Here is a 23257-nt window from a genome sequence, read left to right as displayed (position 1 = left end):
CGCCGGCGGGAGCGGGTGAGGGCGCGACCGGTGCGCGGCGGGGACGGGCACACCCCGGCGGTGGTCCAACTCGCCGTGCTCGGGCTGGCCGGCGGGCTGGGCGGCGGCCTGTTCACCCTCGTCGGCCCGCCTTCGCTCGGCCCCCTCGTGGGCTGGGACGCGGCGGCACTGAGCTGGCTGGTGCTGGTCTGGCGCACGCTGTGGCCGTCGGACGCCGAGCGGACCGCCCGGCTCGCCGTACGCGAGGACCCGAACCGGCCCACCCGCGACCTGTTGCTGCTGGTCGCCTGCCTGGCCAGCCTGGTCGCCGTAGCGGTCGTGCTGGTCACCGCGCACGGCGCCCGACCGGGACTGCCCCGGGACGCCTACGGCGTGCTGGGTGTGACCAGCGTGCTGCTGTCCTGGCTGGTGGTGCACACCGTTTTCACCGCCCGGTACGCCCGGATCTACTACAGTGGGCCCGACGGCGGGGTGATGTTCCACCAGGCGCAGCGCCCGCGCTACTCGGACTTCGCCTATCTCGCGTTCACGGTGGGGATGACCTTCCAGGTCTCCGACACGAACCTGACCAGCAACGAGATGCGCACGACCGTGCTGCGGCACGCGCTGGTGTCGTACCTGTTCGGGGCGGTGATCATCGCCTCGACGGTGAACCTGCTGGCGGGTCTGGTCAGGTGACCGGGGCTGGTCAGACACCGGGGCCGCAGGTGAGCGGGCCAGCCGGAGACAGGCGGGCGCCCCGGGCCACGAACCGCGACCTGGGGCGCACGCAGAACCTGTCTCCCGGCGGTGACCGCGACCCGAATCGGGTCGCACCGCCGGGCGGCCATGTCCGCCCGAACCGGGCGGACTCGACTGCCGAGATCATCATATCTTCTGCCATCGTACTTACGGTCAGATTTCGAGGAACTGTGGGCCGACACACCTTCAGTCGGTCAGCTCGGCGTACCGCTTCTCCAGGTCCACCCGGGCGAGCGCGCCGACCAGCCAGGCCAGCCGCTCCGACTCGCCGCCGCCGGCCAGGTGGGCGAGATCGGTCGCGGACCGCCCCAGGCCGAGCCGGCGGGCCGCCGCGAGCGCCCGCCGGTCCGCCACCGGGGCCACCTCCCGCCACAGCGCCTGCGTCTCGCGCAGGAACAGGTCGACCACCCCGGCGTCGACCCCGGGCAGCTCGGCCAGCAGCGCCCGCTCGCCGGCCGGGTCGTGGTGCGCCGCGGCGCGCAGCCGACGCAGGTCGCCCCGGTACCGCTCCACCACGGCACGGGCGAGGTCACCCAATGTGTCGGCGAGGGCGTCCACGTCGCCGCGCTGCCCGGCCGCCCGCAGGACCCGAACCCGGTCGGCGTGCAGCGAACGGGCCAACCGGGCCGCGCTGTCCCAGCCGGCGTCGCGCAACGCGGCGGCGGTGTCCAGGGCCCGCCGGAAGTCGCCCCGCCGGGCGAGCAGGACCGACAGGACGAGGATCTGGAACAGGTTGGACGGGTTGTTGGTGACCCGGAACCCGTACTGCTCGGCGAACCCGCGCCCGCTGCCGGCGAGCCGGCGGGCCAGTCGCTTCTTGTCCTCGATGCTGGAGATCGCGGTGATCGGCATGCCCGCGACTACCCGCGTCGCCGCCCGCCACGCCTCCACCCGCCGGTACCGCCCGGCCCCGCCCGGCCCGGGGTTCAGGCCCGGATGTCGCCGTGCCGGGTGCGGGCCTTGAGCCGGGTGGTCGGCAGCGCGGGCGCCGGCAGCGGCGGCGCGTCGTCGTCGGCCACCGTCCCGAACCGGCGGCCGGCCGCCCAGTCCGCACGGGCCGCGACGACCTCCTCGTGCGACCGGCCGACGAAGTTCCACCACATCACCAGCGGCTCGTCGAACGGCGCCCCGCCGAGCAGCAGCAGCCGGCTGCCCGGTGCCCCGCTCAGGGTGAGGCTGTCCCGGCCGGCACCGAGGTAGAGCAGCGCACCCGGCTCCAGCGGCACGCCACCCACCTGGGCGGAACCGGACATCGCCAAAAGGCCGTACTCGAAGTCGCGGCGCAGCGGCAGCCGGGCCAGCGCCGCGCCCCGGGCCGTGAGCTGCGCGCCGACCAGCGGGGTGTGCAACACCGCCGGGGACCGCTCCCCGCCCAGCTCGCCGGCCAGCAGCGTGACGTCGAGGTCGCCGTCGCGCCACACCGGCAGGTCCTCGTGGTGGGCGAAGTCGGGCGCCGCCGCCCGCGCCGGGTCCGGCAGGGCCACCCAGAGCTGTACGCCGTGCATCACCGGCGGATGCGCCGCCGGCGACCGCTCCGAGTGGGCGATGCCGTGGCCGGAGGTCATCACGTTGAGCTGCCCCGGCCGGATCGGCTGGACGTTGCCGAGGCTGTCCCGGTGCACGATCTCCCCGTCGAGCAGCCAGGTGACCGTCTGCAACCCGGTGTGCGGGTGCGGCGGCACCTCCATCCCGGGCCGCTCGGCGACGTCGTCCGGCCCGAAGTGGTCGACGAAGCACCAGGCCCCGACCATCCGCCGCCGGCGCTGCGGCAGCAGCCGGCGCACCGTCGTGTAGCGGCCGAGCGGCACGTCGTGCCCGGGCAGCAGCACGCTGCCCGGGTCGGCGGGCGCCACGCCGGGCGGTCGCGTCTGCGCCGGCAGGGATTCGGTACGGTCCACCGCCCGACTGTACGCTCAGGCCCCTTCGACGGTCACCGCGTTGGCCCCGGCCACCAGGTCGACGTACACCCGGTCCACGCTGCGGTCCCACTGCGGCGAGCCGACCAGCGTGCCGGCGGCCACCCCGGAGCGGTGCCCGTCGTACACGGTGACCGAGCCGGCACCGGCACCGGCGCCGAGCCGCACCCGGGCCGGGACCGATCCGGGCACCCGGACCAGGAGCTGGTTGGCACCGGCGCTCATCCGCACCGTCAGCGTCCGGAAACCGCTGGCCCCGAACGCGCAGACGCCGCTGGCCGGTCTCCGAGGTGTCGGGGACCGGCCAGCGGTGGTGCGGTGGTGCTGGGTGCGTGGTGCGCTGAGTGTCAGCTGTTCCAGTGCTCGGCGACGAGGTCGGCGGCCTGCTGCTCCCACTGCGCGTACGCGTCCGGGTACGCCGACACCTGAACGGTCTGCGCGGCCTCGGTCAACGGCATGTCCTGCCACCCGTCAACCTGCTTCAACCCCTTCAGGAACGCCAGGGTCGAGTACTCCGGGTCGGTGATCTGCTCCGGCGTACCCCACCCGGAGGTCGGACGCTGCTGGAACAGACCCAACGAATCGTGATCGTTACGGTCACCCAGGTGACCCAGGTTCTCCAACTTCGACTCCTGCAGCGACGTCCCGATCGAGATCACAGCAGCCCGCTCGTCCAAGCCGGCCTTCTTCGTCGCCGCCACAATCGCCTTCACATTGGCGGTCTGCTCGTCACCCAACTCGATGCGGGACTGCGCGCCCTGCACACCGTGCGGAATCAGCTTGCCCTTGTCCACACCCGGCTTGTCAGCCTGCACGGCCACAACAACCGGGGCGGCCGACTCCACGGTCGGGGCCGTGGCGGCGTGATGCAGAGGACCAGCGGCCAAACCACCGGCAAAAGCCAGACCAGCAATACCGAGAACGCTCTTACGCATGATCGTATTCATCAGGGGTGACTCCAATCGGGGGTCGACACACCACCGCCCCGGAGGAAGGGGCGAGGTGTGAGCACCACATCGAGGCGCCCAAAAGATTCAGGGGGAAAGCCCCTCGCTCACTGCACCGGGGGGTGCTCGTGGCGGCGGGACCATGTGTAACGACCGCAGGCTGACCCGCATTCCGTGAGGAGGTCACCGGGTCCGGGCAGCTCAGCAGCGGCGTGCGCTACTCGATCGTCTGCCATGTGTAACGACCCCGTCCCGCCCGATGTTCCGCCGACCGGATGCCCCCGGCCACACCCCAAAACACCCAGACCCCCCAAACCCCCCCACCCCCGCACCGCCTTTGCCCGGTGATCAAGAAGTTTGCGTCGGGTTCGGGGCGCAAACCTGACGTAAACCTCTTGATCACCGCGCGAGGCGGAGGGGGCGCGGCGGCCAGCGGGTTCAGCGATCGGGGCCTCCCCGCCAGGACCCGCTGCGGTAGATGGTCCCCCGGTACTCACGCGCCCCGTCGAACTCCGGCCCGACCGGCGGCGACGCCTCCGCGTCCGACGCGTGGACAGCAGCGTCGACCGGGGCGACCGGGGCGGCCCCGTCGACGGGCACCCGCCGGGCGGCGCGGGCACGCCGTATCCGGGTGACGACGAACCAGCCGAGCGCCACCGCGCACACCACGATGACCACGTTCTGGAACGTGCCGACGTAACCCTCGACGACGTGCCACTTCTCCCCCAGCAGGTAGCCCGCCATCACGAAGATCGTGTTCCAGATCAGGCTGCCCAGGGTCGTGAACAGCAGGAAGGTCGGCACCGGCATCCGTTCCACGCCGGCCGGGATCGAGATGAGGCTGCGGAACACCGGGATCATCCGGCCGAAGAACACCGCCTTGACCCCGTGCCGGAGGAACCACGCCTCCGTCCGGTCGACGTCGTCGAGCTTGACCAGCGGCAGTCGCGCGACGATGGCGCGCATCCGGTCCCGGCCCAGCATGGCACCGATCACGTACAGCGCGAGGGCACCGACCACGGAGCCGAGGGTGGTCCAGCCGATCGCCCCGACCAGGCTCATTCTTCCCTGGCTGGCGGCGAACCCGGCCAGCGGCAGGATCACCTCGCTGGGGATGGGCGGGAAGAGGTTCTCAAGCGCGACCGCCAGTCCAGCGCCGGGACCGCCCAGCCGTTCGACCAGGCCCGTGACGAACCCCACGGGCCCGTCGGAGCCGGGCTCGGGACCGACGGCGACCGTACGGGGGAACGGCAGGAGCGGCTGCGTGCTGATCATCCGACAAAGCTAATGACCGTCTCCGCCGATCGCCATGTCTGGTGCACCTGTTCACCACGGCCACCCTGGACGGGATCGGCGCGCAGTTGCCCGGCGGCACCGTGGGCGTCAACCTGGTGCTACGCGCAGGTGGTAAGGCCGGCCGGGGGCGGTGGGGGCACCGTCGCGCTGGGCTGAGGGCGGTCAGTCCGCCTCGGCGCCGCGCAGGTAGTCGTACCCGGTGAGCAGGTCGCGCAGTCGGTTCGCCACCGCCGCGCCGAGCCGGTCCCGCTCGACCGCCTCGGTGACCCGTTCGAGCAGGTCCCGGACCCGCTTGACCCGGTCCTTGAGCTTGGCCCGGTTCAGCGCCTCGGCCTTGTCGCGCAGCTCGTCGGCGGTCTCCCGGTCGATCTCGCCGCGAGCCTGTGCCTCGTCGACCACCGCGATGAGCTCGGCGGCCAGCTCGCGCAGGGTGGCCGGTCGGCTTCGAGTGGTGGCCGGAGGGGCCGGGCGCGGCGCGGCGCTGGTCGGCGCGAGGGCCGCGGCCCGCGCCGACGTCGACTTGGGGGCCGGAGTGGTCACGCCGGGCACGGCGGCCGGCGGGGCCGGGGACCCGCCGCCGGGGGCCAACAGCCCGACCAGCCCGACGAGCAGCGCCACCCCGGCCACGACGAGGACGCCGAGCAATCGATTTCCGTGCCGCGACCGCCCCGGCGAGGCGGGCGAAGGCGACGCGCCCGGCCATGGCGCGCCCGAAGACGAGGCGGGCGAAGGGGACGCGGCCAGAGGCGAGGCGGCCGGCCACGACGCGCCCGGCCATGGCGCGCCCGAAGGCGACGCGGGCGAAGGGGACGCGGCCAGAGGCGAGGCGGCCGGCCACGACGCGCCCGGCCATGGCGCGCCCGAAGGCGACGCGGGCGAAGGCGACGCGGGCGAAGGCGACGCGGGCGAAGGCGACGCGGGCGAAGGCGAGGCGGAGAGCGGCGGAGGAGGCCTGGTCGCCGGGCCGGGGGTGACGCGGGTGGCGCGTGGGCCGGCCCGGTCGATCAGGGTCGGCGGGTATGACGCGGTCGGCGGCACGACGGGCAGGAGCGCGGTCGGCGGTTCCGCCGGGGGTGCCGCACCGAGCCGGGCGGCCAGCTCGGCGGTGGTGGGTCTGCGGGCCGGGTCGGCGTCCAGGCAGGCGAGGGTGAGCGCGGCGACGTCCGGGGGCAGCCCGGTGACCCGCAACGGCGGCACCGGCATCTGCCGGGCGTGCACCTCGACGGCGTCCTCCCAGGTCTGCACGGGCAGCGGGGCGCCACCGGTGAGGGCCCGGTAGAGCACCGCGCCGAGGGCGTAGACGTCGCTGGCCGGGTCCGGCGGCCCGGGGGCCATCCGCTCGGGCGCGAAGTATGCCGGGGTGCCCATCATCAGCTCGCCGCTGTGACCGGAGGACGGGCCGGCGAGCGGGTGGCGCGGGCCGGCGAGCGCGGCGATGCCGAAGTCGAGCACCTTGGCGCCGGTCCCGGTGAGCATGACGTTGCCCGGCTTGACGTCCCGGTGCACCACGCCGATGCGGTGCGCGGCGGCGAGGGCGGCGGCGACCTGCCCGGCCATCCGGACGGCCTCCGGCCAGGGCAGCGGGCCGGTGGTGAGCCGGTCGGCCAGGCTGTGCCCGTCGACCAGCTCCATCACGAGGTAGGGAAGCACGGTGCCGCCGGCCAGGGTCGCCTCGCCGTAGTCGTACACCTGGGTGACGTGCGGATGGGTGAGCCGGGCGGCGGCCCGGGCCTCGCGCTGGATGGTGGCGCGTAGCTGCGGGTCGGCGGCGGGCTGTCCCGCGAGCGCCTTGACCGCGACGGGACGGTGCAGCACCTCGTCGTCGGCACGCCACACCTCGGACATCCCGCCGAGGCCGATGCGCTCGCGCAGGACGTACCGGTCGTGCAGCCGCAGGCCGGGGGTGAACGGCGACATGATGGGTCCAGTCTGCCCGCCGGCCGGGGCGGGCACCAGCCCCGGCGCCCGGCCGGGGCCGGCATGTTCGAATATGGACGGTACCGCTTGCGGGCGGCCCGGGGCGGGCACGCCGGGGCCGGTCAGGGCTTACGGGCCACGGCCGCGTAGAGGCTGACGTCGACCGCCGAGGGCCGGGGCTGCGGCTCCGCGTCGGCACGCCACTCGGCGGCGGAGACGATGCCCGGCTCGACCAGCTCCAGGCCGTCGAAGAACCGGGTGAAATCGGCCAGGCCGCGCAGGTAGATCGCGCCGTACTCGCCCCCGTTCCTCGTCGCCGCCCTGGTGTCCTCGGCGACCTGCGCCGGGAGGTGGTCGTAGGTGGCGTGCGATGCGGCCAGGTAGCTGCCCGGGGGCAGGGCGTCCAGCAGCCGTCGGACCAGCGCGTACGGCTCGTCCGGGTCGGACAGGAAGTGCAGGATCGCCACCAGCATCAGCGCCACCGGCTGCCCGAGGTCGATGGTGCGCCGCAGGTCGGGGTGGGAGAGGATCCTCTCCGGATCGAGCAGGTCGGCGTCGATGTAGGCGGTGGCGCCCTCGGGTGTGCTGGTCAGCAGCGCACGGGCGTGGGCGAGCACGATGGGGTCGTTGTCGACATACACCACCCGGGTCTGCGGGGCGACGGCCTGGGCGACCTCGTGGGTGTTGTCGGCGGTGGGGATGCCGGTGCCGATGTCGAGGAACTGCCGCATGCCGGCCTCGCGGGCCAGAAAGCGCACCGCCCGCTGGAGGAAGCGGCGATTCTCCAGGGCGGTGACCCGGATGGTCGGGAAGGCCGCGGCCATCGCGTCACCCGAGTCGCGGTCGGCCTGGAAGTTGTCCTTGCCGCCCAGCCAGTAGTTGTAGCGGCGGGCGGGATGCGCCACCGAGGTGTCGATCCGGTCGCTGGGGTGGACGGGGTCGGTCGGGGCACCGGGGGGGTCGGTGGTCAAGGCTCCTCCATCGCTCTGCACTGGCCTCAGCGCACCGACGTCCGTCCACTGTCGTCGGTTCCGACCATGGTAGAGGTATCCCGGGCCGGCTACGCGCCCGGGAACCGTCACCGCGGGAGGATCTCGTCACGCAGCCGGGCCAGCAGCTCCGGCGTTCGTTCCGGGGGCTCGGCCTCCACGCAGAGGCGTTCCATGGCCGCCGCGTAGTAGTCGAGATCCTCGCGCTTGTCGAGGTAGATGGCGCTGGTGAGCTGTTCGATGTAGACGATGTCCGGCAGGTCCTGGTCGCCGAAGCGCAGGATGGTGAAGGCGCCGCCCGCCGCGGCGTGCCCACCCGCGTCGAACGGGATGATCTGCAGCCGCACGTGCGGCGACCGGGTCGCCTCGATCAGGGCTGCGAACTGGCCGCGCATCACCTCGGGGCCGCCGATCGGCCGGCGCAGCGCGGCCTCGTCGACCACCGCCCACAGCTGGGGCGGCTGCGGGCGGCGCAGCAGCTCCTGGCGCTGCATGCGCAGGCCCACCCGCCGGCCGATCTCGTCCGCGCCGGCGCCGCGGTGGCCGAGCAGGACGACCGCCCGGGCGTACTCCGGGGTCTGGAGCAGGCCGGGCACGAACTGGACCTCGTAGCTGCGGATCAGCGCGGCGGCCGCCTCCAGGCCCAGGTAGGACTGGAACCAGGACGGCAACACGTCGCCGTAACGGTGCCACCAGCCCGGGCTGTTGGCGTCCTGGGCGAGCTTGAGCAGGGCCTCGCGCTCCTCGAGATCGGTGACCCCGTAGAGGCTGAGCAGGTCGGCGACGTCACGCTCCTTGAAGCCGACCCGGCCCAGCTCCATCCGGCTGATCTTCGATTCGGAGGCCCGGATCTCCCAGCCTGCGCCCTCCCTGGTCACCCCGACGGCCTCGCGTAGGCGGCGTAGTTGGGCGCCGAGCAGCATGCGCAGCACGGTCGGGCCGGTGGCCGGGCCACCTTCCGTGGGAACCATCGTCACGTGCCGACCTCCGCTTGCCAGCCTCCGTCAACCGGGCCCCGACCCCGGCCGACGTGTAAGCATGCCATGGACCGACAGTGAGGTGAACCCACCCGAGGGGTGTTTTGGTCCCATCGACGGGACGGAGCCGGCCGGTGACGCTGAGTCAGGCAATCAGGTCGTCGAAGTCCCCGTCCCGGGCGCCGAGCACGAAGGCGGCGATCTCGTCCACCGTGTAGATCAGCGCCGGACCCTCCGGGTGACGCGAGTTGCGCAGGGCGATCCCGGCGCCGCCGGGGAGTTCGGCCAACTCGACGCAGTTGCCGCTGGGGTTGCTCCGGCGGCTCTTCTGCCACTTCAGCGGGGGGAGGTGCGCGGCGGGAACGCCGTTGTGGGGCTGCTGCATGGGGGCGTCTTTCTCTTCAAGAGCCTGCCTATGCCGCGGGGAGGAGCGGTGCTGGCGAGGGTGCGGGGTCAAAAACGATCCTGCTGCACGTGCATCTGCTATTGCATCTGCACCGGACAACGAGCATGATAACGCACGTGCGGTGTACCCATTCGTTCACTTTGGGTTACTCGAATCGGGTCCGCACCAGGGGAAACGAGGGTGGGCAGGGCGTCGGCCGGCACCGGGCAGGGCAGGCGGGCGGACGCGGCGAGGGGAGGGTTCGTGCCGGATCCGTTGACCATCGCGTCCGGCATCTCGGCCGCCGGGGCCCTCGCGTCCGCGTGGCAGCTACGCCGCCGTGCCCTGCTGGCCGAGGCCGAGATCGAGCACCTCCAGGCGGAACTCGCCGCCGAACGGCACGCCGCGAGCCACGACCCGCTGACCGGGCTGCCCAACCGACGGGCCTTCTTCCGGCTGGCCGCCGCGCTGCTCACCGATGCCGCCGGCAAGCCGCTGATCGCGGTGGTGCTCGACCTGGACGACTTCAAGCAGGTCAACGACCGCTACGGGCACGCCGCCGGGGACCGGGTGCTGATCAGCGTGGCCGAGCGGCTGGCCGCGTTCGCCGGCGACAACCTGGTGGCCCGCCTCGGCGGCGACGAGTTCGCCGGCCTGCTGACCAGCCCGACGGTCGACCGGCGGTGGATCGAGCACGCCTCCCGCCGGCTCTGCGAGGCGCTCGCCGCGCCCATCCCGCTCGACGGCCTCAGCCTCCGGGTCACCGCCTCGGTCGGCCTGGCCCCGGTGACCGGCCCCGCCCAGCTCACCGAGGCGCTCGACCGCGCCGACGCGGCCATGTACCGGGCCAAGAGCGTCGGCGCGTCCAGTCCCACCCGGCAACTCGTGGACAGCGCGCACCTCGCCGAGTGCTGACCGCCCGAGCCGGGCAGCGGCGTGGGGTCAGCGCCAGCCGTAGCCGGCACGCAGGGCCTGGCCGACCCGGTCGAAGCGGGGACGGTCCAGCACCGCGCCCTCGCGCCGGATGCTGTCCTCCCGCATGGTGAGCACCCGGTCGAGGCGTACCCAGCTCGGCCGGTTGTCACGGTCCCAGGTGCCGGGGCCGAGGGAGAACCAGTGCCGCTGGCCGTCCCGCTCGCTCTGGCTGGACAGCATCAGGCCGAACAGGGTGCGGCTGCTCCGGCCGACGACCAGGACCGGCCGGTCCTTGCCCTGCCGGGGGTCGTCCTCGTAGGGGACCCAGGTCCAGACGACCTCGCCCGGGTCGGCCTGCCCGTCGGGCTCCGGGGCGTAGCTGAGCTCCCGCCGCTGCAACGCCGCGACCTGCCGGCGCCGCGCGACCTGGGCCGGGATCGGACCGGGGGTGCGCGCCGGGGCGGCCCCGCGGGTCACCCGCCCCAGCCGGGACGCCACACTCCTCAACAGACCTGCCACGGCGGGCAGCCTAACCCCTCCCCCGGCCCGCCGCCGACCCGCGTCGGGCGAAGAGCAACGGGGCCAGGAACGGCGGAGGCGAAAAGCGGTGGAGGCGGGTGGTCTGATCCGCGACGATGCCGACGTGACCATCCCCCTGCACCAGATCCGCGCCCGGTACACCGCCGACACGCTGACCGTGTACCAGGCGTACCCGCCGGAGATCGCCGGGCCGGCGGTGGCGGCGGGCCGGTTCGTGCCCCCGTTCAAGCGGGACCGAATGACCTGGATCAAGCCGTCGTTCCGCTGGATGATGTACCGCTGCGGTTGGGCCCGGAAGCCGGGCCAGGAGCGGGTGCTCGCCGTCGAGATCGACCGCGCCGGGTTCGAGTGGGCCCTGGCGCACGCCTGCCTGAGCGGCTACGAGCCCGCCCTGCACGCCGACCGGGACGGCTGGGCCCAGCGGCTGCGCACCAGCCCGGTCCGGGTGCAGTGGGACCCGGAGCGCACCGTGCGGGCGCAGCCGCTGCGTCACCGTTCCCTGCAGATGGGCCTGGCCGGCGAGGCCGCCCGGCGGTACGTCGACGAGTGGATCGTCGGGATCACCGACGTCACCGCGACGGCGCGGGCGATCCGGGCCCGGCTGGACGCGGGCGACGACGCCTCGGCCGAGGCGATGCTGCCCGCGGAGCGCCCCTACCCGCTGCCGACCGGCGTGGGCGACGCGATCGCCGCGCACCCCGGCTGACGTCCGGGCCGCCGCGCACGCCGCTGGCCTGCGGGCCCGCCGCGCACCCCGGCTGACGTCCGGGCCGCCGCGCACGCCGCTGGCCTGCGGGCCCGCCGCGCACCCCGGCTGACGTGCGGGCCACCGCCACCGTCGGGCACCATGGGTGCGACCGGGCCACCTGAGGCAGCGAACGGGAGGAGCGACCGTGACGGGTATCCCCGACGACCTGCCGGTCGTCGAGCGGCGCGCGGTACGGCTGGTGGTGCTCGACGCCGACCGGCGGCTGCTGCTGTTCCACACCCGCGACCCGGACCACCCCCGGCTCGGCACCTGGTGGGAGCTGCCCGGCGGCGGCGTCGACCCCGGCGAGACGTACCTCGACACGGCCGTGCGGGAGCTGCGCGAGGAGACCGGCATCCGGGTGACCCCGGAGCGGATCGGTCCGCCGCGCTGGCGGCGGCGGGCCAGCTTCATCCACCGCCGGCTGCGCCACGTGCAGGACGAGGTCGTCGTGGCGGTACGGCTGGACGGCCCCGGCCCGGACGTCGACGAGACCGACCGGCTGGACTACGAGCGGGAGGACTACTTCGGTTTCCGCTGGTGGCCGGTCGCCGACGTCGTCGGCAGCCAGGAGCGGTTCTACCCGGGCCGGCTGCCCGGGCTGCTCACCGCCTTCCTGGCCGGGGACGAGATCGACGAGCCGTTCGAGCTGTTCTCGTGAGAACCGGCCCGGGCGGGGCACAGTGGAGGCCATGACGACGAACCTCCACGGCCCGCTGGCCCGCTACGCCGCCCGGCTGCACGGCTCGGTCGGCGCCCGGCACCACGTCGCGTCCCCGCTGGGCGCCTGGCTGCTGCTCGCGCTGTGCGGGTCGGCCGTCCCCGACGCCGACGGCCTCGCCGACGCGCTGGGCACCGACCCGGCGACGGCGGCGCGGACCGCCGCCGCGCTGCTCGACGCCCCGCACCCGCTGGCACCGGCCGCCACCGCCGTCTGGCACCGGCCGGACGCGGACACCGACGCGCTGGCCGCCTGGCGGGCCACCCTCCCCCGCGCCACGGAGACCGGCCCGCTGCCGGACCAGGCCGGCCTGGACGCCTGGGCGCGCAGGCACAGCGCTGGCCTGCTCGACAGGTTCCCGCTGACCCTCTCGCCCCGCGTCGTGCTCGCGCTGGCCTCGGCCGTGGCCACCCGGATCTCCTGGGCCGACCCGTTCGGCCTCGCCCCGGCCGCGGCGCTGGGGCCGGACAGCCCCTGGGCCGGGCGGCTGACCCGGGTGCTGCGCACCCCGGCGTACGGGCACAAGGCGTGGATCGCCGCGACGCCGGAGGCCGGCGACGTCGCCGTGCACACGGCGGCGGCCGGGCCGGGGGACGGGAACGGGGCCGCCGGACCCGGGGACGGGGCCGGGCTGCTGGTCGTGTCGGTGGCCGCCGCTCCCGAGGTCGCCCCCGCCGACGTGCTCGCCGCCGCGTACCGGATCGCGGCCGACGCCGACGCCGACGAGCCCACCGGCCGGCGATCCCTGTTCGACCTGCCGCTGGGCGCGACGCCGCTGTGGACGCTGCGTGAGGAGACCGTCCGCACCCACGCCCGCGACCGCCGGGAGGAGCGGCACGCGGCGGCGCTGCCCTGCTGGTCGGCCCGCGCCGAGCACGACCTGACCGGGCCGGGGCTCGGGTTCTCCGCCCTCGCCCGGGTCCTCGCACCTCTGGTCGGGGGCACCGAGGTCGAGGCACGGCAGGCCGTCGTCGCCCGGTACAGCCGGAACGGGTTCGAGGCCGCGGCCGTGACCGGGGCGTTCGGGGTGGTGAGCCTGCCCCCGGAGGGGGTGGCCCGCACCGCCGAGCTGCGCTTCGGCCACCCGTACGCGGTGGTGGCCGTCGCCACCGACCGGCGGGGCGGCGGGGTGGGCCCGTGGCACGGGGTGCCGGTCTTCTCCGGCTGGGTCGCCGAGCCCGACGACGTTCCCGAGACCGAGTTCGCCGACCCGCCCCTGGCGTAGGGGCCCACACCCGGCCGGACGCGGAGCCCGGGCACCCGGCCGGGCGGTCGGCCAGGCGCGGGGCCGGCGGTCGGTCGGGGGTCACGGTTCCGACCCGTCGCTCACGACGCCGCCGGCGCCGTCACGCCGCGACCGGCACCTTCTCCTCCTGCCGCTCGGCGGCCCGGGCGGCCAGCCGCCGCTCGCGCTCCTGGGCGCCGATCAGGTCGTCCGGCAGCGAGTCCGGCACCTCCATGTCGAAGCGCCGCAGCAGCCGGATCGCGAAGCCGCCCAGGGTGACCAGCACCAGCGCCGCGCCGAAACAGACGTACGCGAAGCCCATGCCGCGGCCCGGACCGGTGCCGATCACCGCGCCCACCGAGCCGGCGAGGGCCCCGCCGGGGGCGAGCATCGGCTCGAACAGGGCGGTGGCGGCCGGGGCGATCAGCGCGAAGCCGATCGGCAGCGTGGACCAGGAGATGGTCTGGTTCAGGCTAAACACCCGGCCGTGGTACCGCTGGGGCACCTTCACCTGGACGATGGTGGCGTAGATCGACTGGGCGGTGGTCATCGACATGCCCAGCCAGAACACCCCGACGCAGATCACCGTCACCGAGGCGTCGAGGCCGATCACGACACACCCCACGGCGGTGCCGAGGTTGCCGATCAGCACGCCGATCATCCGCCGGCTGCGCGGGCCGCCCCACAGCGACATCAGCACGCCGCCCGCCACCGCGCCGAGCGCCTCGGCCAGGGCCACCTGCGCCACCTGCGTGGCGGTGGCGAAGGAGAGCACCATCGGGGTGGTCAGCACCAGGGCCGGGGCCAGGAAGATGTTGCCGATCGCGAAGTAGCCCAGCATGAGCCGGAAGCCCCGGTGCTGCCACGAGTAGCGCAGCCCGTTGGCGATCGCCGCCAGCAGCCGCTCCCGGGGCCGGAAGCCGAGCAGGTCCGGGAAGCGGACCACCGCCAGGGTCAGCACCGCCACCACGTAGCTGGCCACGTCGATGAGCAGGATGCCCTTGAGTCCGATGGCGGCCAGCAGGCCGGCCGCGAAGACCGGCATCAGCAGCATGGCGGAGCCGTTGGTGAGCTGGGTGACGCCCATCGCGTGGCCGAGGTACCGCTTCGGCACGAGCTGCGGCACCGCCGAGGAGAACGCGATGCGCTGGAACGACCCGGCGACCTGGCTCAGCGCCACCAGGATGTAGATCATCCACAGCCGCAGGTTGTCCGTCCAGAGCAGGCCGGCCAGCACGAGCTGGATCATCCCGGCGCTGGAGCTGGCGATCATCATGATCTTCCGGCGGCTGACCCGGTCGACGATCGCGCCCGCGATCGGCAGCATCAGCACGCCGCAGACCAGCGCGAGGGCCCAGAGCATGCCCAGGTCGGCCACCGAGCCGGTCCGGGTGAACAGCCAGATCGGCACGGCGAACGCGGTCAGCGCCGAACCGGTGGTGGAGACGAACTGGCCGGCGGTGACCGCGACGAACCGGCCCATGCTCGGCTTCACCACGGCCTTCTCCGAGCCCGTGGCCTCGCCGATGCGCTGGTGGTCGGCGACCACCCAGCCGGCGTCCTCGCCCCGGGCCGGCGCCTCCAGCGCCGTGGTGTCGCCGGCGAGCACCGCCGGGTGTGCCGCCGTGACGATCTCGGCCAGCTCATCGGCCCGGTACTTGAGGAAGAAGTGCCCCGCCTGGTCGAGGACGACCAGCCCGAGGGTGTCGGAGAGGAACCCCCACTCGGCGTACCGCTCGGTGTAGTAGTCGGTCACCGGGTCCTCGGAGCCGACCACCGAGACGATCGGGGCGCGCAGCTTCGTCGCGCCGGAGTCCAGCAGGCCGGTGAAGTACTCCTCGGAGGCGCGGGAGTCGGCCCGCATGTTGCTGATGATCCGGTCGGCCTGCTCCGGGTCCAGTTCGTCGGTGTCCACTCCCATCGACTTGAGCCAGCTCGCGTAGTGCTTGTTGCTGCGCAGCCGCTCCAGACGGTTGCGGGCGGCGGCGAAGAGGCCCTTCGGGCGGGCGAAGGGGAACATCGCGCCGATGTAGAGCGCCTCCAGCTCCCGGCCGGCCGCCTCGACCTTGCGGGCCACCTCGGCGACGATCGCGCTGCCGACGCCGCAGTGGCCGTACAGCACGATCGGGCCCTCGATCCGCTCGACGATCTCGTCGGCGACCCGCCGGGTCAGCTCCTCGAACGGCAGGCCGTCCTCGCTGAGCCCGACGTCGTGGCCGGGGATGGCCAGCGAGTACAGGGCGTTGCCGGCGGGCAGGGCGTCGGCCAGGGGCTGGTAGACGATGGCGCTGCCACCGCCGTACGGGACGCAGACGTACGTGCGGACCCGCCTGCCCGCCGGGATCGGCTTGGTCAGCTCGTAGAGCAGCCGGCGCGGGCCGTCGTCGGCGGCGTCGCCGGTCATGAACGCGGCCAGCTCCCGGATGGTCCGCTTCTGGAACAGGTCCATCACGCCGACCGCCCGGCCACCGTGCTCGGCCTTGCGGATCTTCGCCACCACCTGGGTGGCGAGCATCGAGTGCCCGCCCAGGTCGAAGAAGTCGTCGTCGATGCCGAGCGTGTCGACGCCCAGCACCTCCGACCAGATCCCGGCCAGCAGCCGCTCGGTGTCGTCGCGCGGCTCGACCAGCGCCACCGACGCCTCGCGGGTCACCACGGGGGCAGGCAGCGCCCGACGGTCGAGCTTGCCGTTGGGGCTCAGCGGCAGCGCGTCGAGGGTGACGAGGGCGGTCGGCACCATGTACTCGGGCAGGGTCTCCTTCAGCGCGGCCTTCAGCGCGGCGTGCTCGGCGTCGCCGACCACGTACCCGGTCAGCCGCTTGTCGCCCGGGGTGTCCTCGCGGACGATCACCGCCGCCTCGGTCACCTGGGGCTGCTCGCGCAGGGCGCTCTCGATCTCACCCAGCTCGATGCGCAGCCCGCGCAACTTCACCTGGTGGTCGATCCGGCCCAGGAACTCGACGACCCCCGACCCGTCCGGCGAGGCCACCCAGCGGGCCAGGTCGCCGGTGCGGTACAGCCGGGCGCCCGGCTCACCCGAGAACGGGTCGGGCACGAACCGCTCGGCGGTCAGCGCCGGCCGGCGGTGGTAGCCCCGGGCCAGCCCGACGCCTCCGATGTGCAGCTCGCCCGCGACGCCGACCGGGCACTCGTTGCCGGCCGGGTCCAGCACGTGCAGCCGCAGGTTGGCGATCGGGCCGCCGATCGGCACGCTGGTCAGCCCGGCCAGCTTGGCCGGGTCGCAGTGCCAGGCGCTGACGTCGATGGCCGCCTCGGTGGGGCCGTACAGGTTGTGCAGCTCGCACCAGGGCAGCCGGGCGGTGAACTCCACCGCCGAGACCAGCGGCAGCTCCTCGCCGGAGCAGATCACCCGGCGCAGGCCGGTCGCCGCCTCGACCCCGTCCTCGCCGAGGAACACCGTCAGCATCGACGGGACGAAGTGGGCGGTGGTGATCCGCTCAGAGACCAGCAGGTCGCGCAGGTACGCGGCGTCCTTCTGCCCGCCGGGCCTGGCCAGCACCAGCCGGGCGCCCTCGCGCAACGGCCAGAAGAACTCCCACACCGACACGTCGAAGCTGGCCGGGGTCTTCTGGAGCACCGCGTCGTCGGCGCCCAGCCGGTACGTCTTCTGCTTCCAGTCCAGCCGGTTGACGATGCCCCGATGGGTGTTCGGCACCCCCTTGGGCCGGCCGGTGGAGCCGGACGTGTAGATGACGTACGCCAGGTTGCCCGGCCCGGCGGTCGGCGCGGGGTCGGCGGTGGGCTGGTCGGCCCACACCGACTCGTCGTCCAGGGCCAGCACGGTCGCGCCGGTCTCGGGCAGCACGTCGCGCAGGTGCTCCTGCACCAGCACGACACCGGCGGCCGCGTCGGTGACCATGAAGGACAGCCGGTCGGCCGGGTACTCCGGGTCCAGCGGCAGGTAGGCGCCGCCGGCCTTGAGCACGCCGAGCAGCCCGGCGACCAGCTCCACCGAGCGCTCCGCGCACACCCCGACGAGGGTCTCCGGGCCGACGCCGGCGGCGCGCAGCCGGTGCGCCACCCGGTTCGCGGCGGCGTTCAGCTCGGCGTACGTCACCGAGCGGTCCTCGAAGGTCAGCGCCACCGCGTCCGGGGTGGCCGCGGCCCGCTGCTCGAACGGGCCGTGCAGGGTCTGCGCCTGCGGGAAGTCGGCCGTGGTGTCGTTCCAGCCGGCCAGCAGCTCCCGCTCGGCGGGTGCGGTCAGCTCCAGCGCGGAGACCGGGGTGTCCGGGGCGGCGACTACCGCCCGCAGCAGGGTGGTCCAGCGCCGCGCGATCCGCTCGACGGTCTCCCGGGTGAACAGGTCGGTGTTGAAGACCAGCTTCCCCCAGAGGCCCTCGGTGGTCTCCACGGCGTGCAGCTCGAAGTCGAACCGGGTGGCCCGCAGCTCCATGGGGGTCCACTGGAAGCGCACGTCGGCGGAGTCGGAGACCCCGGTGAACCGGCCCATCTCGTAGTTCTGGAGCACGAACATGGCCTGGAACACCGGGGACCGGCTCACGTCGCGGGGCAGGCCCAGCTCGTGGACCACCTTCGCGAACGGCACCTCGGCGTGCTCGAAGCCGTCGAGCACGCCCTGCCGGGTGCGCTCCAGCAGCTCGGTGAACGTCGGGTCACCGGCCAGCTCGGCGCGCATCGGCAGCATGTTGATGAACATGCCGACGACGTTCTCCAGCTCCGGGGCGGAGCGGCCGGCCACCGACGCGCCGACGGCGAAGTCGTCCTGGCCGGCGTGCCGGGCCAGCAGCACCTGGTACGCGGCGAGCAGCGTCATGAACAGCGTGCCGCCGCCGGCCCGGGTGAGCGCGTTGAGCCGCTCGGTGTCGGCCGGGTCGAGCTGGAACTCGACGAAGTCGCCCCGGTAGGTCTGGGTGGCCGGGCGGGGGGCGTCCAGCGGCAGCTCCAGCGGGGTGATCCCGGCCAGTCGGGACTTCCACCAGTCCAGGTGGCCCCGGGCCGCCGGGCCGTCCAGCTCGCCGGCCTCCCAGACGGCGAAGTCGCCGTACTGCACGGGCAGGGCGGGCGGCTCGCCGCCGTGGTAGAGGGTGATCAGGTCGCGCAGCAGCACGTCCACCGACCAGCCGTCGCCGACGATGTGGTGCTGGGCGAGGAACAGCACGTGGTCGTCGAGGTTCATCCGGTCCGGAGTGCCGTCTTGCGGCGCGGAGGCCGGATTGTCGTCGTCGTCGGCCAGCCGGATCAGCAAGGCGCGCAGCAGCGGCCCGGCGGCCAGGTCGAACGGCTCCATCGAGGCGGCGTCGACCAGCGCCTGCGCCGCCGCCTCGTCGGCCGCCCCGGTGATGGTCAGCGGCACCTCGACGGTGTCCTCGACGACCACGGTGGGGCGGCCGTCGGCGTCGGCCGGGAACCGGGTGCGCAGCGACTCGTGCCGGGCCGTCAGCCCGGCCAGCGCGCCGCGCAGGGCCGCGACGTCGAGCGGGCCACGCACCCGCAGCGGCACCGCGATGTGGTACGCGGCCTCACCCGGGGCGATCTGGTCCATGAACCAGACCCGCTCCTGGGCGTACGACAGCGGCACCTCGGAGCCGGCGGGCCGGGGGCTGATCCGGGCGGCCGGGGCGGCCTGGCGCCGGCGTAGCCGCTTGGCGATCAGCGCTTGCCGGGCCGCTTCCCGGGCCGGATCCTTCAGGTCGGTCATGTGGTACGTCCCTCTTCCGTCGCCAGCAACGCGGCGACCTCGGTGTCGGAGAGCCCGTCGAGTTCCGCGGCGATCAGGCTCTCGATCTGGGCGGCCAGGTCGGCCACCACGGGGCTGCCGAACAGCGCCCGCATCGGCAGGTCGACGTCCACCTCGGCCCGGATCCGGGCCATCGCCCGCATGCCACGCAGCGAGTTGCCGCCGAGGGCGAAGAAGTCGTCGGCCGCGCCGACCTTCTCCACGCCGAGGATGTCGGCGTACACCTCGGCCACCAGGGCCTCGGCGTCGGTGCGCGGGGCGACGTACGCGTCGTCGACCGTCCCGCTGGCCGGGGCGGGCAGCGCGGCCCGGTCCAGCTTGCCGTTCGGGGTCAGCGGCAGCGCGTCGAACCGGACGAACGCGGCCGGCACCAGGTGCGCCGGCAGCTCCCGGCCCAGGTCGGCGGCCAGCGCGGCCTCGTCGGCGTCGCCGACCAGGTAGCCGACCAGGGTCGGCTCGCCGGAGTCGGTGCGCACGACCACCGCCGCCTCCCGGACGCCGGGCCGGGCCAGCAGGGCCGACTCGATCTCGCCCAGCTCGATGCGCATGCCGCGCACCTTCACCTGGTCGTCGCGGCGGCCCAGGTACTCCAGCGTCCCGTCGGCCCGCCACCGGGCCAGGTCGCCGGTGCGGTACATCCGCTGCCCGGCCTGCCCGTACGGGCAGGGCAGGAAGCGCTCGGCGGTCAGGCCGGGGCGGCGCAGGTAGCCGCGGGCGAGCTGGTCGCCGGCGACGTACAGCTCGCCGGCCACGCCCGGCGGAACCGGGTTCAGCGCCGCGTCCAGCAGCAGCGCCCGGGTGTTCCAGGTGGGGGTGCCGATCGGCACCGCCCCGGCGGGCAGCTCCGCCCCCGGCGCGATCCGGGCGGCGACGCAGCCGACGGTGGCCTCGGTCGGGCCGTACTCGTTGATCACCGCCACCTCGGGGTGGGCGGCCCGCCAGCCGGCGAGCTGCTCGCCGGTGAGCGCCTCGCCGCCGATGACCAGGTCGGCCGTCGGCGACAGCGCCTCGTCGAGCAGCGGCAGGTGGCTTGGGGTGACCTTGAGGAAGGTCGGCCGGCCGCCGGCGCGGGCGGCCGGGTCGTCGATGGCCGCGAGGCGGACCGTGCCGCCTGCGGTGAGCGGCCCGAGCAGCCCGGTGACGGTGAGGTCGAACGACACCGGCGAGTGCAGCAGGGCGGTGCCGGCCAGGCCCGGGTAGGTGTGCCGGGCCCAGGCCAGGTACGCGGTCACCGACCGGTGCTCCACCACGACGCCCTTCGGGCGGCCGGTGGAGCCGGAGGTGTACAGCACGTAGGCCGGGTGGTCCGGGCGCAGCGGGGCGGCCCGGTCGGCGTCGGTCAGGTCCGCCGCGTCGAGGTCGGAGGCGGTGAGCAGGTCGAGCACCAGCGCGTCGCCGGGCACCACGGCGGCGGTGTCGGCGACCGCCAGCACCAGCGCCGGCTCGGCGTCGGTCAGCAGGTACCCGATCCGGGCGGCCGGGTAGCCGGTGTCCACCGGCACGTACGCCGCGCCGGACTTGAGCACCGCGAGGATGGCCACGAGCAGGTCCACCGAGCGGGGCAGGGCGAGGGCCACCCGGGTCTCCGGGCCGGCCCCTCGGGCGACCAGCAGCCGGGCCAGCCGGTTCGCGGCGGCGTTCAACTCGGCGTACGTCAGCTCGGCTCTGTCGCAGACCAGCGCGATGGCCTGCGGGGTGGCCGCGACCTGGCGTTGCACCTCGTCGACCAGCGTGGTGACCGGCCGGTCGTGGGCGGTGTCGTTCCACGCGTCCAGGACGAGCCGCCGCTCGGCCTCGTCGAGCAGCGGAAGCTCGGACACCCGCCGGCCCGGGTCGGCGACGGCGGCGGCGAGCAGCCGGACGTACCGGGTGACGACCGCCTCGGCGGTGGCCCGGTCGAACAGGTCGGTGCGGTAGACCAGCCGGCTCTCCCCCGCGGTGACGTCGAAGGCCAGGTCGTCCTTGGTGGTGCCCAGCGGCACCGGGTCCAGGCCGGAGTCGGGGATGAAGTTCAGCGCGGTCTGGAAGAGCGGCTGCACCGACGGGTCCCGCTGCGGGGCGACCGCCTCGACGATCTTCTGGAACGGCGTCTGCCCGTGCTCCATCGCGTCGATCAGGCCGCCCCGGACCCGGCCGAGCAGCTCGGCGACGGTGGGGTCGCCGGTCAGGTCGCAGCGCAGCGCCACCGGGTTGACGAACATGCCGATCAGCGGGGCCACCTCGTCGGTGTCCCGGCCTGCGGTGGACACGCCGACCACCACCGTGTCGTCGCCGGAGATCCGGGACAACAGGGCGGCGAACCCGGCCAGCAGCACCATGTACGGCGTGGCGGCCGAGGCCGCGGCGAGCTGGCCGACGGAGTCGAGCAGCCCGTCGGGCAGGTCGAAGCGCACCTCGTCGCCGGCGAAGCCGAGCTGGGCCGGGCGGGGCCGGTCCAGCGGCAGGCCGGTCACCGCCGGGGCCCCGGCCAGGTGGCCGGTCCAGAAGGCGAGCTGCCGGTCCAGTTCCGGGCCGGTGAGCTGGTCGCGCTGCCAGGCGGCGAAGTCGGCGTACTGGATGGGCAGCTCGGGCACCTCGGCGGGGGCGCCGGTGAGCGCGGCGGTGATGAACGCGGCCAGCTCGGTGGTGAACACCAGCGCCGAGTGGGCGTCGTAGACGGCGTGGTGCACCACGAACTGCAACGACCACGCCGTGTTGACCTTGACCAGCCGGGCCCGCCACAGCGGCGGGGCGTCCAGCGGGATCGGGGTGCGGGCCAGCTCCTCGCGGATCGCCAGGTACCGGGCGACCCGCTCGGCCTCCGGCAGGCCCGACAGGTCGTCGGCCGGCAGCCGGACCGGCTCGTGCGCGCGGACCACCTGCACCACGGCCCCGTCGTCCATGCGCAGGTGGGTGCGCAGCGCCTCGTGCCGGGCGACGACCTGGTTGAACACGTCGCTGACCGCGTCGGCGTCCAGCTCGGCCGGGAACGCCCACGGGTTGGAGATGTTGTAGACCGGCGAGCCGGTGTCGAGCTGGTTGGCCATCCACACCCGCTCCTGCGCGAAGGAGGCGGGGAAGGTCCACTCCCGCGTCATGAGGACGCCTCGCGGACGGAACGGGGGCGCATGTCGGTCCACACGGTGTCGATGTGCGCCAGGCACTCCTCGCGGGTGCCGGCGAAGCCGGTGCCGTTCCAGCCCGCGGGGAGCTCACGGTCGGCCGACCAGATCGAGTACTGCTCCTCGTCGTTGCGCACGACCAGGAAGCGTGATTCGGCCATCAGTTGTCTCCAGTGCTCTCGGGGGTGTGCGGCTCGGCCATCGCGACGGCGATCCTGCGGGGGCCGGTGAACGGCTCCCGGGCGTGCGCGGCGGTCATGTTGTCCACCACCAGCACGTCGTCGCGCTGGTAGTCGAAGCGGACGCTGGCGGCCCGGTACGCGGCCCGCAGGTGGTCCAGCACGTCGCCAGGGATCTCGCCGCCGTCGCCGTAGTAGGTGTTCGACGGCAACCCGTCGGGGCCGAACATCGCCAGCAACCCCTCCTGGTACTCCTGCGGCAGCGTGCTCACGTGGAAGAACGTGGCGTGGTTGAACCAGCGCGGGGTGTCCGAGCCGGGCCGGTGGTGCACCACGTCGCGCACGGCGCGGGTGCGCAGCCCGTCCCCGCCGACCCATTCCAGGGCGATCCGGTTGGCCGCCGCGTACGCCTCGACCTCGGCCCGGTCGTCGGTGTTGAACACGTCCTGCCAGCGGGTGCCGAAGTCGGCGTGGAAGTTGCGCACCAGCATCCACCGGCGGCGGACGAACTCCTCCCGCACGGCCGGGTCGATCAGCTCGTACACCCGGCGCACGTCGGCCAGCGGGGTCGCGCCCAGGGTCTCGGGCGGGGTGACACACCAGAAGAACAGGGTCAGCGGCCAGCGCGCCTGGTACGAGTTCTCGTTGTGCAGGAAGATTTCCTCGTCCGGCGGGTAGTCGGTCGAGGTGTAGACCCGGCCCTTGATGGAGTGCCGGGGCGAGGACCGCTCGGTGTAGACCAGCGGCTCGCCGGCCAGCGCCCGCACCACCGCGTCGAAGCCATCGACGCCGCCGACGTCGAAGCCGCGGAACAGCAGCCCGCCGTGCTCGACGAGGGTGGCCCGCAGCTCGGCCCGGCGGGCGTCGATCAGGTCGGTCAGCGCCCGGCCGTCGCTTTCGACGACCACCGGCAGCGTGGCGATCGTGTCGCTCATAGCTCT

19 protein-coding genes are annotated in these 23257 nt (G+C 74.2%); 5 read left to right on the top strand and 14 right to left on the bottom strand.

What is annotated here, in order from left to right:
- The first annotated feature begins 15 nt into the window (after positions 1-15).
- Complete coding sequence (locus tag OG617_RS27290; RefSeq protein ID WP_405095807.1) at positions 16-678, top strand: DUF1345 domain-containing protein; 663 nt, start codon at positions 16-18, stop codon at positions 676-678.
- A 249-nt stretch (positions 679-927) separates the two neighbouring features.
- On the opposite strand, the gene OG617_RS27285 is transcribed toward OG617_RS27290, so the two are convergent.
- The 9 genes from OG617_RS27285 to OG617_RS27245 all read right to left on the bottom strand — a co-directional run bounded on the left by OG617_RS27285 (position 928) and on the right by OG617_RS27245 (position 9168).
- Positions 928-1593 (bottom strand): hypothetical protein, encoded by a 666-nt coding sequence (locus tag OG617_RS27285; protein WP_405095806.1) that lies wholly within the window; start codon positions 1591-1593, stop codon positions 928-930.
- Positions 1594-1667: 74 nt separating this feature from the next.
- A complete protein-coding gene (locus OG617_RS27280; protein ID WP_405095805.1) occupies positions 1668-2639 on the bottom strand; it encodes a pirin family protein in 972 nt (323 codons plus the stop codon).
- 15 nt (positions 2640-2654) lie between these two features.
- Positions 2655-2882, bottom strand: coding sequence for a hypothetical protein (locus tag OG617_RS27275; protein WP_405095804.1), 228 nt, complete (start codon positions 2880-2882; stop codon positions 2655-2657).
- A 122-nt stretch (positions 2883-3004) separates the two neighbouring features.
- Complete coding sequence (locus tag OG617_RS27270; RefSeq protein ID WP_405095803.1) at positions 3005-3604, bottom strand: hypothetical protein; 600 nt, start codon at positions 3602-3604, stop codon at positions 3005-3007.
- Positions 3605-4042: 438 nt separating this feature from the next.
- Positions 4043-4879 (bottom strand): DedA family protein, encoded by an 837-nt coding sequence (locus tag OG617_RS27265; protein ID WP_405095802.1) that lies wholly within the window; start codon positions 4877-4879, stop codon positions 4043-4045.
- A 183-nt stretch (positions 4880-5062) separates the two neighbouring features.
- Complete coding sequence (locus tag OG617_RS27260) at positions 5063-6817, bottom strand: protein kinase domain-containing protein (RefSeq protein WP_405095801.1); 1755 nt, start codon at positions 6815-6817, stop codon at positions 5063-5065.
- Between the two features lie 122 nt (positions 6818-6939).
- Positions 6940-7788: an SAM-dependent methyltransferase gene (locus tag OG617_RS27255; RefSeq protein WP_405095800.1), complete on the bottom strand. Its 849-nt coding sequence runs from the start codon at positions 7786-7788 to the stop codon at positions 6940-6942.
- Positions 7789-7895: 107 nt separating this feature from the next.
- Entirely contained in the window at positions 7896-8777 is an 882-nt protein-coding gene (locus OG617_RS27250; protein WP_405103972.1) for a helix-turn-helix domain-containing protein, read from the bottom strand.
- A 151-nt stretch (positions 8778-8928) separates the two neighbouring features.
- Positions 8929-9168 (bottom strand): DUF397 domain-containing protein, encoded by a 240-nt coding sequence (locus OG617_RS27245; protein WP_117667803.1) that lies wholly within the window; start codon positions 9166-9168, stop codon positions 8929-8931.
- A gap of 264 nt (positions 9169-9432) precedes the next feature.
- Here OG617_RS27245 and OG617_RS27240 point away from each other — a divergent pair, with 264 nt between their 5' ends.
- Positions 9433-10083, top strand: coding sequence for a GGDEF domain-containing protein (locus tag OG617_RS27240; protein WP_405095799.1), 651 nt, complete (start codon positions 9433-9435; stop codon positions 10081-10083).
- 27 nt (positions 10084-10110) lie between these two features.
- Here the strand turns inward: OG617_RS27240 and OG617_RS27235 are convergent, their stop codons facing one another.
- Positions 10111-10602 (bottom strand): type II toxin-antitoxin system PemK/MazF family toxin, encoded by a 492-nt coding sequence (locus OG617_RS27235; protein WP_405095798.1) that lies wholly within the window; start codon positions 10600-10602, stop codon positions 10111-10113.
- A 124-nt stretch (positions 10603-10726) separates the two neighbouring features.
- On the opposite strand from OG617_RS27235, the gene OG617_RS27230 reads away from it, so the two are divergent.
- From OG617_RS27230 to OG617_RS27220, 3 genes are all read left to right on the top strand, one after another.
- Positions 10727-11329 (top strand): DUF4291 domain-containing protein, encoded by a 603-nt coding sequence (locus OG617_RS27230; protein WP_405095797.1) that lies wholly within the window; start codon positions 10727-10729, stop codon positions 11327-11329.
- Positions 11330-11516: 187 nt separating this feature from the next.
- Entirely contained in the window at positions 11517-12032 is a 516-nt protein-coding gene (locus tag OG617_RS27225; protein ID WP_405095796.1) for an NUDIX hydrolase, read from the top strand.
- Between the two features lie 31 nt (positions 12033-12063).
- Positions 12064-13317, top strand: a complete 1254-nt coding sequence (locus OG617_RS27220; protein ID WP_405095795.1) for a hypothetical protein — start codon at positions 12064-12066, stop codon at positions 13315-13317.
- A 121-nt stretch (positions 13318-13438) separates the two neighbouring features.
- Here the strand turns inward: OG617_RS27220 and OG617_RS27215 are convergent, their stop codons facing one another.
- From OG617_RS27215 to OG617_RS27200, 4 genes are read right to left on the bottom strand one after another with little or no spacing between them, the layout of a single operon-like run.
- Positions 13439-18997 carry an amino acid adenylation domain-containing protein gene (locus OG617_RS27215; protein ID WP_405095794.1) on the bottom strand — a complete coding sequence of 1853 codons (5559 nt, stop codon included), beginning with the start codon at positions 18995-18997 and terminating at the stop codon, positions 13439-13441.
- The gene (locus OG617_RS27210; protein WP_405095793.1) at positions 18994-22113 is read right to left on the bottom strand and encodes a non-ribosomal peptide synthetase; all 3120 of its coding nucleotides are present in this window, start codon (positions 22111-22113) and stop codon (positions 18994-18996) included. The genes OG617_RS27215 and OG617_RS27210 overlap by 4 nt, the downstream gene beginning before the upstream one ends.
- Positions 22110-22298: an MbtH family protein gene (locus tag OG617_RS27205; RefSeq protein WP_396678275.1), complete on the bottom strand. Its 189-nt coding sequence runs from the start codon at positions 22296-22298 to the stop codon at positions 22110-22112. Before OG617_RS27205 ends, OG617_RS27210 begins: the two co-directional genes overlap by 4 nt.
- Entirely contained in the window at positions 22298-23251 is a 954-nt protein-coding gene (locus OG617_RS27200; RefSeq protein WP_405095792.1) for a TauD/TfdA family dioxygenase, read from the bottom strand. Before OG617_RS27200 ends, OG617_RS27205 begins: the two co-directional genes overlap by 1 nt.
- Positions 23252-23257: the final 6 nt, after the last annotated feature.

Source organism: Micromonospora sp. NBC_01412 (assembly GCF_045040215.1).
Taxonomy (GTDB): domain Bacteria; phylum Actinomycetota; class Actinomycetes; order Mycobacteriales; family Micromonosporaceae; genus Micromonospora; species Micromonospora rubida.
The sequence above is the reverse complement of the archived record's forward strand: the minus strand, read 5'-3'. Positions and strand labels throughout refer to the sequence as shown.